Below are 12052 nucleotides of genomic sequence, written 5' to 3'. Positions count from 1 at the left end.
ACATTATGAAAAAATGTTTTTCCATTTTAATTCTATTAATAAGTATTAATTTATGTGCGCAAGAAAAAACAACTGGATTAAAAAAATACACCTTTCCTGAAGTAGAAAAATTACAAAAAATAGCTCCTAAACCAATGGTGATATTCTTGTATACAGATTGGTGCAAGATTTGTTATGGTATGAAAAAAAATACTTTTCAAAATTCAAAAGTAATTGAAAAACTAAATTCAGATTATTATTTTGTGATGTTGAATGGAGAGGAAAAAAGCGATATTACCTTTTTAGGAAGAAACTTTTCTTACAAACCTTCAGGTAATTCTGGTATTCATGAATTGGCAAATCAACTTACCATTTCAGAAGACAAAATTAGTTACCCAACAACCATAATTCTAAACTCAGATTATGAAATTGATGTGCTGTTTGATGGGTATTTGAATTCTAAAAAAATGAATTCTATCCTAGACAAATATCTTAAATAATTAACGATTTAATTACACATATCCCACAATCTAGGATTTAAATTCCTAAGTTTAAAACTATACACTAAACAAATTGATGGATAAAAATGTGAATATTGACTCTTAAATCGATCTTCTGAATATTTGTACAAAAACTGCACATTAATTCCGTATTTTTTTTAACCCAAAACGTATTTCCTGCTCCTAAATTTAAAGTTGGGGTTGTTTCTAAAGCACTTACAAAACTACCTCCAATTACAACATAAGGCACAACATTATGCATAGAGGTTCCAAAATCATAACGTAAAACAGCATCAAATGTGGTGTATTTTTGAGTATCAAAAATAGCTGTAGAAAAACCAACATCAGCCGTAAAGCTTTTAAACAAATATTTAGAAATATTTATTCTAGGAGATTGATTTATAAAAGATCCCCCTAAAATAGTACCTTGAAAGTCAGTAAATTTTGCTAATGCTAAACTTGTTCCTACAACCCATTTACTTTTTTCATTTTGTGCAATTGATTGTGCTATAACACCAACTAAAAAAAACTAAAAAAAAACGATTTTATGGACATAAAGTGTTTATTAAAGTGCATTAGACAAACAAATATATTCTTTTCTATGAGAAATGAAATTGGTTTTTTGGCTTTTTATAATTTAAGACAGTACATTTGTGAAAAAATTACAGTTGAGTAAGCAGAACATTGTTAATCAATACCAAAAGTCTGCGAAAGTTTCGCAGGTAATAACAGCACTAATACAAGAGAAAAATCAATTTCAGATTTCGAATTTGGTCGGCTCTTCATTGTCCTTTGTTATTTCAGAAAGTTTTAAAAAAGTAGACAAACCTTACCTTTTAATATTTAATGATAAAGAAGAAGCGGCCTATTATTTAAATGATTTAGAACAGATTTTGGGTGATAAAAATGTACTTTTTTATCCTGGTTCTTATAGAAGACCATATCAAATTGAAGATACAGACAATGCCAATGTTCTTTTAAGGTCTGAAGTTTTAAATAGAATAAATTCTAGAAAAAAACCTGCAATAATTGTTACCTACCCAACTGCACTTTTCGAAAAAGTGGTAACTAAAAAAGAACTTGAAAAGAACACTTTAAAAATTGCTGTTGGTGAAGAATTATCTTTAGACTTTGTTAATGAAGTTCTTTTTGAATACAAATTTAAACGTGTAGATTTTGTTACAGAACCTGGAGATTTTTCTGTAAGAGGGGGAATTATAGATGTATTTTCTTTCTCTAATGATGAACCTTATAGAGTTGAATTTTTTGGTGATGATATAGACAGTATTAGAACTTTTGATGTAGAAACTCAGTTATCTAAAGAGAAACTGAAAAAAGTTTCTATAATGCCAAATGTTGAGAATAAAACTTTGCAAGAAAACAGGCAAAGTTTTTTAAAGTATATCTCTTCAGATACTGTTGTATTTTCTAAGAATGTTGGTCTAATGTCTCAAAAATTAGATAAATTTTTCAAAAAAGCAGAAGATGCCTTTAACGATTTATCTAAAGAAATAAAGCACTTAGAACCATCAGAATTATTTTGTGATGGTAATTTCATCAAAAATGAACTTCATAAATTTACTACTGTTCATTTTGGAAGTACATCTAAATACGAAGGTAAAGAAATCGAATTTTCTACAAATCCTCAACCCTCTTTTAACAAACAATTTAATTTATTAATTGATGATTTAAATGAGTATCAAAAAGCTGGGTTTACAAATTATATTTTTTGCGCTAATGAACAACAGGCAAAACGATTTCATGATATTTTTGATGATGCAGATCAAAAAGTACATTATGAAACTATTGTTTTTCCTCTATACAATGGTTTTATAGATGTAGATAATAAGTTGGTTTGCTATACAGATCATCAAATTTTTGAACGTTATCATAAATTCAGATTGAAAAATGGTTATGCTAAAAAGCAAGCTATTACACTTCAAGAATTAAACAAATTAGAAATTGGTGACTATGTAACTCACATGGATCATGGAATTGGAAAATTTGGTGGTTTACAAAAAATTGATGTTCAAGGTAAAAAGCAAGAGGCAATAAAACTGATTTATGGAGAACGTGATATTTTGTATGTAAGTATTCACTCTCTACACAAAATTTCTAAGTTTAATGGTAAAGATGGTAAGCCTCCAAAAATTTACAAATTAGGTTCTGGAGCTTGGAAAAAAATCAAACAAAAAACAAAAGCCAGAGTTAAGCATATTGCTTTTAATTTAATTCAATTGTATGCAAAAAGAAAGCTTCAAAAAGGCTACGCTTTTGGCACAGATACACATATTCAACATGAATTAGAAGGTAGTTTTATGTATGAAGATACTCCAGATCAATATTCAGCTACACTAGATGTAAAACAAGATATGGAGAAAGATCAACCTATGGATAGGTTGGTTTGTGGTGATGTGGGTTTTGGTAAAACAGAAGTTGCTGTTAGAGCGGCTTTTAAAGCTGTTGATAATGGAAAACAGGTCGCAATTTTAGTACCAACCACTATTTTAGCTTTTCAGCATTACAAAACGTTCTCAGAACGTTTAAAAGACTTTCCAATTAAGATAGATTATTTAAATAGATTTAGATCTGCCAAACAAAAAACTACTGCTATTGGTGGTGTTAATGATGGTTCTGTAGATATTATTATTGGCACACATCAACTAACAAGTCAGCGAATTCAGTTTAAAGATTTAGGTTTATTAATTATTGATGAAGAGCAAAAATTCGGAGTGGCTGTTAAAGACAAATTAAAAACTTTAAAAGAAAATGTAGACACATTAACTTTAACTGCAACACCAATTCCTAGAACCTTGCAATTTAGTTTAATGGCTGCAAGAGATTTATCAGTAATAAAAACGCCTCCTCCTAACAGACACCCTATAGAAAGTAACGTAATTCGTTTTTCTGAAGAAACAATTAGAGACGCAATTTCTTATGAAGTTTCTAGAGGTGGGCAGGTCTTTTTTATTCATAATAGAATAGATAATATTAAAGAAGTTGCAGGGTTATTACAAAGATTGGTTCCATCAGCCAAAATTGGTATTGGTCATGGACAAATGGAAGGTAAAAAGCTAGAGGAATTAATGTTGGGCTTTATGAATGGTGAATTTGATGTACTCGTATCTACAACGATAATTGAAAGCGGATTAGATGTACCTAATGCAAATACAATATTCATCAATAATGCCAATAATTTTGGTTTGTCTGATTTACATCAAATGCGAGGTAGAGTTGGTAGAAGTAACAAAAAAGCGTTCTGCTACTTTATAACTCCACCTTATCATATGATGACAGATGATGCCAGAAAACGTATTGAAGCTTTGGTTTTGTTTTCTGATTTGGGAAGTGGAATTAATATTGCCATGAAAGATTTAGAGATTCGTGGAGCAGGAGATTTATTGGGTGGTGAACAAAGTGGTTTTATAAATGATATTGGATTTGATACCTATCAAAAAATATTAAAAGAAGCTATCGAAGAATTGAAAGAAAATGAGTTTGCAGATTTGTATCCAACAGATACTTCGAAACCAACAGCCTTTGTAAAAGAAGTACAAATTGATACTGATTTTGAAATTTTGTTTCCTGATGATTACATCAATTCTATTACAGAAAGGTTGGCCTTGTATAATAAACTGGGTACTTTAGAAAAAGAAAAAGAACTACAAACTTTTGAAACTGAAATTATAGACAGATTTGGAGAAATACCTACTCAGGTTGAAGACTTATTAGATTCGGTTAGAATAAAATGGTTGGCAAAAGAACTAGGCCTAGAAAAAGTAATTTTAAAGCAAAAACGAATGTTAGGCTATTTTGTTTCTGACCAACAAAGTGCTTTTTATCAAACAGAAGCATTTAGCAAAACTTTAAAATATATACAGCAAAACCCAAAAAGTTGTGTAATGAAAGAAAAGCAAACTAAAAATGGGCTGCGTTTGCTCATTACTTTTATTAAAATTGATTCTGTAAAAAAAGCCTTAGAAACGTTTCAAAAAATTTAATGCAAAATAACTATATTAAAAATATTTCTGGGTTACTTTTGGCGACACTTTTTATAAGTACTTCTGGTGTTTTAGGAAAATATATTGCACTACCTACTGAAATTATAATTTGGTTTAGAGCAGTGTTAGCTATGGTTTTTCTATTTATTTTTTGCAAGTATAAAAAAATAGATTTAGCCATAAAATCATCTAAAGATTATAAAACCTTCTTAATAAGTGGTGTTTTAATGGCTGCGCATTGGATTACGTATTTTTACGCATTAAAGTTCTCTAACGTTGCTTTAGGAATTTTATCTTTATATACTTTTCCTATTATTATTGCTTTATTAGAACCTTTGTTTGTAAAGGTAAAATTCGACCCTATTTATATTCTTTTTGGTGTATTAGTTTTAAGTGGCTTGTATATTTTAGCACCTGAGTTTAGCTTAGAAAGCTCACAAGTAAAAGGCATTTTATTTGGGGTTCTTTCTGCCTTTTGTTATGCTGTACGAATTTTAATTCTAAAGCAACATGTGGCTAAGTATAATGGAACTATGCTAATGCTTTATCAAACCGTAATAGTTACAATAGTACTGTTGCCAACTTTGTACTTTATGGATGTTTCTAATCTACAAAGTCAGTTGCCATATTTGTTTTTACTCGCATTTTTAACAACCGCAGTTGGACATAGTCTATTGCTGCATTCTTTAAAACATTTTTCTGCAGCGACCACTAGCATTATTAGCAGTTTACAACCTCTTTTTGGTATTGTTTTGGCTTTTCTTTTTCTACAAGAAATACCTTCTATAAATACTTTTTGGGGCGGTAGTTTAATCTTAATAACAGTTGTAATAGAGAGTTTAAGAAGTAAAAAATAAAATGTTACTTGGTACTTATGTCTAAATAATTACGTTTTACAAAAGCTAAAATAGTTTCTAAAATTTCGCCCATGTTTTCACAATCTTTAAACTTTATGTCTCCTACGTACTGAATTAGATTTTTCTTAAGGAGTTTTGTATTTTCCGGGTAAGAAATGGTGTCATTTTTCATACACTTTATCAAACGTAAAGTTCTTCTTGGAGTAGTAATCATTCTTTTTGCCATAAACGAACGTTCTTCAATTTTGTACTGTCTAATAGAATCGTTTTGTAATTTTTTACTAACCATTTCTATCATCTTAAAATTTTCTTTCATAAACTGAAGGTTGTACACTTTTAAATTACCTTCAAAAGACTGCTGATCAAAATCTATGGCTCTAATTTTATATATAATTTGATCAAAATCGTGTGTAGGTGTAATTACATAGTTGTAAGAACGCATATCACCCAACAAACGAATTAAGCATCGTTCTTTAAACTTTACAAATTCTTTAGCTATTTGCGCTTTTTCTAACTCTGTACAAGTAGGTAAAATATCTTTAATAAAATCATCTCCAGGAATACCCGCAATGTGTTCTTCAATTAAAGTATCTCCATGCACTAAAAAATTCATACTGTAAGGAGATAGAATATGCTCTAACTCTAAACCATAAATTCTTGATGCATCGGCTTTTTTTACATAGAAATACGTAAAATTATCATTTAAAATATTTCTAACTTTAATACGAAATGGTTTTGAGTTTCCAAAAGTACAATAATCTATTGCATCAACATTTAAAAAAGGCATTGCGTCCTCATTACCATCAGAATGCAATAAAGTATATACTCTTTTTAAACTCGTATCTATTTCTACTCTATCTGCATCAGAATAGTAAGTTCGTATCCAAAGTGTATCTTCATTGTTTTTATCATACACGGTTACAGAACCTTGAAAACGCAATAAATCTTCGTAATAGATAGAAATTTTAGTTGTTCGCTTATAGTTTTTTAAATAGGCATTAAGCATGTCATTTACAGGAAATGCAGGCTTTTTTTTAGACATCAATTTCTTTTCTACTGCCATAATTAATAATTCATTAATTTCAAAAGTACAGCAATTGTTTAAATAATTTCAAACATTTTACCTGGTAATGGCTTTATTATACCTTTTAACTCCATTTGTAATAAAACAGAAGATAATTTCACTATTGATATATTGCATTCAAATGCAATTACATCTAATACTTGCTTTCCTTTTTCATACAAGAAATCATAAATCTTCTGTTCATTTTCATTTAATTGAACAAATAACTGTTTCTGAATGGTTTTTGTTGCTGCTTTTTGCACATCCCAATTCAGCATTTTTATAATATCTTCTGCAGAAGTTAACAGGGTTGCTCTATTATTTTTTATTAAACTATTACATCCTTTACTGAACACATCTGTAGCTCTGCCTGATAAAGCAAAAACATCTTTGTTGTAAGAATTTGCTATATCTGCAGTTACTAAAGAGCCTCCTTTCTCTGCAGACTCTATAATTATAGTAGCTTTAGAAATGCCTGCTAAGATTCTGTTGCGTTTTAAAAAATGCTCACGTAAAGGTAGTTCTTCACTCCAAAACTCGGTAAAAAATCCACCATTCTTATGAACATCATGAATATACTTTTTATGCACTTTCGGATAAATCTGTTCAAAACCATGTGCCAAAACAGCAATAGTTTGTAAGTTATTAGCCATAGCTGCTTTATGAGCACAAATATCTACACCGTACGCAAAACCACTTACTATAATTGGGTTATAAGGTGCTAAGTCTTTGATGAGTTCTTCACAAAAATGACGACCATATGAACTCATATTTCTAGTACCTACTACAGAAATTATTTTTGAATCATTTTTAATTTCAATATTACCGTCCTTAAATAATAAAATCGGACTGTCTATACAATTATGAAGGTGTTTTGGAAAATCATCATCTAAAAAATAGGTGTAGTTAATGTTATTTTTTCGAATATAATTCAATTCTTTCTCTGCTTCAATACTATTGTTCTTGTCAAACAAATGCTTAATCGCATGAGATCCAATACCATTTATTTTTTCTAAAACTGTCTTTTTTTGTTCAAAAATATATTCGACTCCTCCTGAGGTTGCAATTAGTTTTTTTTGCTAAAATATCTCCTATAGCTCTACTTCTCTGCAATCGTAAAATAGCCAATAGCTTGTTATCGTTCATTGATATCAATTTGATGAAACAAGATATAAAAATAATTGTTGATAATTATTGCCACTACTCCGTTTATAATTCTTAAGAATTCATATATTTGTTTATATGATATTAGAAAATTATATTAAAGACTTATTATTTAGATACGATTGTGTTATTGTTCCTAATTTTGGAGGCTTTGTAACTAATAAAATAAGCGCTACTTTTCAAGAAGATTCTGCTAGTTTTTCCCCACCATACAAACAAATTTCATTTAATAATAATCTTAAAGGAAATGATGGGTTACTAGCTAACTATGTTGCCTCTGTAGAAAAAATATCATTTGAAAAAGCAACAAATACAATTGAAAACATTGTATCTAATTGGAAAAAAACTCTTCAAAAAGAACATCTAATAATTGAAGGTTTAGGTTACTTAACCTTAAGTGAAAACAGCCAATTAACTTTTAATCCAACAAAAGAAATAAACTACCTAACTTCTTCTTTTGGTTTATCTTCTGTTACAACAAAAAGATTAGAAAGTAAGAGCAAAAATGTAATACAATTACCAATAAAAAACACAGATAAAAAAAATCTTTTAACTCCTTTATTAAAGTATGCTGCATCTGCCGTAATTTTATTGACTGTAGGATTTGCTGGTAATAATTTACACCAACAAAATAAACAAAAAAACACTATAGCTTCTCAAGAATTAGCCTTAGAAAAAAAAATACAAACTGCTACATTTACTGTAACTAACCCTTTACCTACAATTGAATTAAATGTTGTTAAAAAAGTTACAACACCTTTTCACGTTATAGCTGGTGCTTTTCAGTTTCCTGAAAATGCAAAAAAGAAAATAAAACAGCTAGAACAAAAAGGTTACAAAGCAAAAATAATTGGCACTAATAAATGGGGATTAACACAAGTAGCATTTAAGAGTTTTACCAACAGAAATGATGCAATTAATGCTTTGTATAAAATAAAAAAAGCGGAATCTAAAGATGCTTGGTTATTAGTAAAATAAAATAGTTTTCTAAAAGGCTATTCATATCTTTGTGAAAAATTTAGAATGGAAGCAAAAACGCCTAAAGAATCTTTAACAATACTTACCGATTTAGTTTTACCAGGGGAAACAAACTATTTAGACAATCTTTTTGGTGGAGAACTTTTAGCAAGAATGGATAGAGCATGCAGTATTGCAGCTAGGCGACATTCTTCTAGAATTGTGGTTACTGCATCTGTAAATCACGTTGCTTTTAATAAATCTGTTCCTGTAGGTAGTGTGGTAACTTTAGAAGCTAAGGTATCTAGAGCTTTTAAATCTTCTATGGAAATTTACGTTGATGTATGGATAGAGGACAGGCAATCTGGCTTAAAAACAAAAGTGAATGAGGGTATATATACTTTTGTTGCTGTTGATGAAACAGGAAAACCTGTAGATATACCTAAAATAAAACCAGAAACAGAATTAGAAAAAATTCGTTTTGATGGTGCTCTAAGGAGAAAACAACTAAGTTTAGTTATTGCAGGAAAAATGAAAGCAGACGATGCAACAGAGTTAAAGGCACTTTTTAAGTTTTAATTTCACAACTATCTTTTTAATATCCAAGAAGCAGGATTAAGTTTTATTGTGTTTTTAAGCAATACAAAAACCAAGGTAGTTTTACCATTAATCTTATCCGTGAAAATTTTACCTAAGGGCTGGCCTACTTTTACTTTATCACCTTTTTGAACGTAAGAACTTTCTAAGTTATTATAAGAAGTGATGTAATTACCATGCCTAACCAAAACATTCTTTTTACCTCCAGAACCAATAAGAACGTTAAAAACTTCACCATCAAAAATTGATTTTGCTTGCCCTCCTTTAGAGGTTACAAAGTGCACACCTGAACTATTTATTGAAATCCCAGGAAAAATTGGATGTGGTTGAACCCCAAATTTTCTAACAATTATACCTTCAGTAACAGGCCAAGGTAATTTACCTTTATTTAAATCGAACCTTGCAGCTAAAGCTTTTGCTTCGGGACTTAAAATAAACTCGTTATTTTTAACTGTTTTAGGCTTTTTTTTAAGTTTTGCAAGGGCTAATCTATTTGCTCTTTCAATTTCTTCTTTTATAATTTTATCAATCTTAGCAGTTACTCGTTTTTCTTCTTGAATGGTTTTTCTTAGATCTCTTTTATATTTTTTTTCTTTCTTTTTGATTAGAGATAATAAATTTTCTTGTTTGGTTTTGTCAGTCTCTATGGCTTTCTTTTGATTGATTTCTGACAAAATTAACGTGTCTTTTACTTGTTTTTGATGCAGCAAAGAGTCATTCATTTTAGCAATAAAAAGAGTCTGACTTACAATTTCTTCTCCTTGCTTTTTTCTAAAAGAAGTGAACTGTTTCATATACTCTAACCTTTTATAAGCTTGATAAAAGTTTTGTGATGATAATAAAAACATCACTCTGCTTTGCTGAGATTTACTTTTATAGGATTTATAAATCATATTACCATAATCCTTTTTAAGAGCTCTTAAATTGTTGTTTAGTTTTGCTATTTTTTTTTTGTTTTTAAGGATTTCATTGCTTAATAATTCTGACTCTAAATTGATGGTGTTTATTAGTTTGTTTCTAACCTCAATCTTCTGTCTAATATCTTTTAACTCCTCTAGAACGTTACGTTCTTTTTTTACTTCAGTAAAAAGAAGGTTATTTAATTGTTTAATTTCAGATTTATATTTTTTTCGTTGATTTTCTAACTCTTTTCTAGTTTGAGAAAAAAGAGTACTACTTACTAAAAAAAGTAAAAGAAACAGTATGTGAAACTTGGTATAGCTCATTAAAAAGTTAATTTCTTATAACCGTTAGGCATATTAAAAGACATGGTTATATCAGTATCAAATACTACACTTCTATATAATAAATCAATTGCTGTAACTCTTTTTTTATCTTTAGCTTTAATTTCTATTGCAGTAGGAAATACTACTGAATTTACTAAATTATAATTCGGGTATGTAATGTCTAATCGTAAACCTTTAGCTTCATTTACAATACTTTGATGATCTAATTTATAATGCATAGGATTTATCGTATAAAATATGTCATAAAGCATTGCTTGTTGCTCAGGGTTTAAAACATACCTGTTATTCATAACAGATACCTCTTGTTTATCTTCAGTTACATCTTGCAAGGCTTGACCTAAAAACAAGTTTTGCAATTGTTCAAAATTAATTTCTACTTCTAATAATTCTTTAAGCATTGAAAAATCACCTTCAAAAGAATTTTTAAAAACAGAAGAATAGTAACGTACTTTAGTGGGTGTAATTTCTGCTTTAAATACCGTTATTAACTTAGTTCCTCTTAACCAAATTACTTCATCTTTTTTAATTTTCATACTTACAGTTAAACTTTGATTTGTTTTACCATTATTAAAGTTTACTTTAAGCTTTGCATCTATAGTTTGCTTATCAAAATTAGCAGCCATATGTCTTCTTGCTATTTTTTTTGAGGAAATATTCTTAGCTACTGCAGTTGCATCAATCATATTTTTACTTGATTTACATGACGTAAAAACTATTATTAAAAGAACTAAATATTTTATATACCTCATGTCAACTTTTTAATTGCTTGGCTTTTTCTTTGTACTTATTCTCTTCGTTTACATCTCCTAAACCTTTGTAAGAATTAGCCATTTCTAGATAAAAATTCACCTCCATTTGCTCTTCAATAACAAAATCAATACCATTCTTTAATGTAGTTAAAGCGTCTTTGTACATTTTTTGACTATTTAAAGCGTAAGCTTTCATTAAATAAACAAAAGGTTGTGCAGGAAACAAGGCAATACCTTCTTTACTGTATTTTAAAAGGATACTTATATTAGATTCAGAAATTTTTAGAATTTGCTCTAAAGTTTCGTAAGACTTATCTTTTTCAAACTTTTGCTGCAAAACTGAAATATCATTTAATTTAAGGACCTTTTGTTCTGGAACTTTCCTTGCATTTAAACGTTGTTTTATCCTTTTTAAATCTGAAGTTAATGCATTTTCATTCTGTAAAAGTTCCATCAATAGAATTGCCTTGTCATAATCTCTATTATATAGATAAAGACTAACTAAAAATGGTTTTTCTTTAGGGCTGATTGCTACTACTTTTTTTTGTGTTACAATTGCATCTTCTAAATTATTTTCTTTTTGGTATACTTTAACCAAATGTTTTAACATCCAAATATTATTAGGCTCTTTTTGTAAAGCTCTCGTAACATATTCTTTAGCTAAAATGGTTTTATTTAAGAGCAAATAATTTTTAGAAAACTCAAAATATATTGCTGTATTATTTTCTAATAGTTGATTACAACTCTCTAAGTTTTCGATTGCTTTTTGATAATTACCAATCGATTTATCTGATAATGCTTTAAAAAAGAAATTTTGGAATTTAAGTTCAGCTTCCTCTGTTAAATCTTCTTTCTCTGGAATACTATCTTGAGCATAATTATAAATCGAAATAAAACAAAAAATTAAAGACAAAAGAGCCAATCTAAAAAAATTAAAT

11 protein-coding genes are annotated in these 12052 nt (G+C 28.9%); 5 read left to right on the top strand and 6 right to left on the bottom strand.

Translation table 11 applies throughout. The annotated features are described in order from the left end of the window. Positions 1–5 precede the first annotated feature (5 nt). Entirely contained in the window at positions 6–479 is a 474-nt protein-coding gene (locus tag Q0L44_RS02815; RefSeq protein WP_296635007.1) for a DUF255 domain-containing protein, read from the top strand. Between the two features lie 64 nt (positions 480–543). Here the strand turns inward: Q0L44_RS02815 and Q0L44_RS02810 are convergent, their stop codons facing one another. Further along, positions 544–846 carry a hypothetical protein gene (locus tag Q0L44_RS02810; RefSeq protein ID WP_296635004.1) on the bottom strand — a complete coding sequence of 101 codons (303 nt, stop codon included), beginning with the start codon at positions 844–846 and terminating at the stop codon, positions 544–546. A gap of 301 nt (positions 847–1147) precedes the next feature. On the opposite strand from Q0L44_RS02810, the gene mfd reads away from it, so the two are divergent. Together mfd and Q0L44_RS02800 are read left to right on the top strand one after the other, a co-directional pair. Further along, the gene (gene mfd / locus Q0L44_RS02805; protein WP_296635001.1) at positions 1148–4480 is read left to right on the top strand and encodes a transcription-repair coupling factor; all 3333 of its coding nucleotides are present in this window, start codon (positions 1148–1150) and stop codon (positions 4478–4480) included. After that, on the top strand, positions 4480–5337 hold the full coding sequence (locus tag Q0L44_RS02800; protein WP_296634999.1) for a DMT family transporter: 858 nt from the start codon (positions 4480–4482) through the stop codon (positions 5335–5337). Before mfd ends, Q0L44_RS02800 begins: the two co-directional genes overlap by 1 nt. 4 nt (positions 5338–5341) lie before the next feature. Here the strand turns inward: Q0L44_RS02800 and Q0L44_RS02795 are convergent, their stop codons facing one another. Together Q0L44_RS02795 and dprA are read right to left on the bottom strand one after the other, a co-directional pair. Next, a complete protein-coding gene (locus tag Q0L44_RS02795) occupies positions 5342–6400 on the bottom strand; it encodes a hypothetical protein (RefSeq protein WP_296634997.1) in 1059 nt (352 codons plus the stop codon). Positions 6401–6438: 38 nt separating this feature from the next. Then, the gene (gene dprA, locus Q0L44_RS02790; protein ID WP_366085005.1) at positions 6439–7374 is read right to left on the bottom strand and encodes a DNA-processing protein DprA; all 936 of its coding nucleotides are present in this window, start codon (positions 7372–7374) and stop codon (positions 6439–6441) included. 268 nt (positions 7375–7642) lie between these two features. Here dprA and Q0L44_RS02785 point away from each other — a divergent pair, with 268 nt between their 5' ends. After that, positions 7643–8542, top strand: coding sequence for an SPOR domain-containing protein (locus tag Q0L44_RS02785; protein WP_296634995.1), 900 nt, complete (start codon positions 7643–7645; stop codon positions 8540–8542). Positions 8543–8587: 45 nt separating this feature from the next. Next, positions 8588–9100, top strand: coding sequence for an acyl-CoA thioesterase (locus Q0L44_RS02780; RefSeq protein ID WP_296634992.1), 513 nt, complete (start codon positions 8588–8590; stop codon positions 9098–9100). An 8-nt stretch (positions 9101–9108) separates the two neighbouring features. On the opposite strand, the gene Q0L44_RS02775 is transcribed toward Q0L44_RS02780, so the two are convergent. Genes Q0L44_RS02775 through Q0L44_RS02765 form a run of 3 tightly spaced genes read right to left on the bottom strand, consistent with a single transcriptional unit; the run spans position 9109 to position 12027 of the window. Then, positions 9109–10344, bottom strand: coding sequence for a peptidoglycan DD-metalloendopeptidase family protein (locus tag Q0L44_RS02775; RefSeq protein WP_296634990.1), 1236 nt, complete (start codon positions 10342–10344; stop codon positions 9109–9111). Continuing rightward, complete coding sequence (locus tag Q0L44_RS02770) at positions 10344–11114, bottom strand: DUF4292 domain-containing protein (protein WP_296634988.1); 771 nt, start codon at positions 11112–11114, stop codon at positions 10344–10346. Before Q0L44_RS02770 ends, Q0L44_RS02775 begins: the two co-directional genes overlap by 1 nt. 1 nt (position 11115) lies before the next feature. After that, positions 11116–12027 carry a hypothetical protein gene (locus tag Q0L44_RS02765; RefSeq protein WP_296634985.1) on the bottom strand — a complete coding sequence of 304 codons (912 nt, stop codon included), beginning with the start codon at positions 12025–12027 and terminating at the stop codon, positions 11116–11118. Positions 12028–12052: the final 25 nt, after the last annotated feature.

The organism is Polaribacter sp. (assembly GCF_024639685.1).
Classification (GTDB): Bacteria; Bacteroidota; Bacteroidia; order Flavobacteriales; family Flavobacteriaceae; genus Polaribacter.
Note: the sequence above shows the minus strand (reverse complement) of the source record. Positions and strands in the feature narration are given on the sequence as shown.

Excerpts from the sequence above, each read along its gene's own strand:
- Q0L44_RS02770 (WP_296634988.1), bottom strand. The coding sequence starts at position 11,114 with ATGAGGTATATAAAATATTTAGTTCTTTTAATAATAGTTTTTACGTCA.
- Q0L44_RS02815 (WP_296635007.1), top strand. The coding sequence starts at position 6 with ATGAAAAAATGTTTTTCCATTTTAATTCTATTAATAAGTATTAATTTA.
- Q0L44_RS02785 (WP_296634995.1), top strand. The coding sequence starts at position 7,643 with ATGATATTAGAAAATTATATTAAAGACTTATTATTTAGATACGATTGT.
- Q0L44_RS02775 (WP_296634990.1), bottom strand. The coding sequence starts at position 10,344 with ATGAGCTATACCAAGTTTCACATACTGTTTCTTTTACTTTTTTTAGTA.
- Q0L44_RS02800 (WP_296634999.1), top strand. The coding sequence starts at position 4,480 with ATGCAAAATAACTATATTAAAAATATTTCTGGGTTACTTTTGGCGACA.
- Q0L44_RS02780 (WP_296634992.1), top strand. The coding sequence starts at position 8,588 with ATGGAAGCAAAAACGCCTAAAGAATCTTTAACAATACTTACCGATTTA.
- Q0L44_RS02795 (WP_296634997.1), bottom strand. The coding sequence starts at position 6,400 with ATGGCAGTAGAAAAGAAATTGATGTCTAAAAAAAAGCCTGCATTTCCT.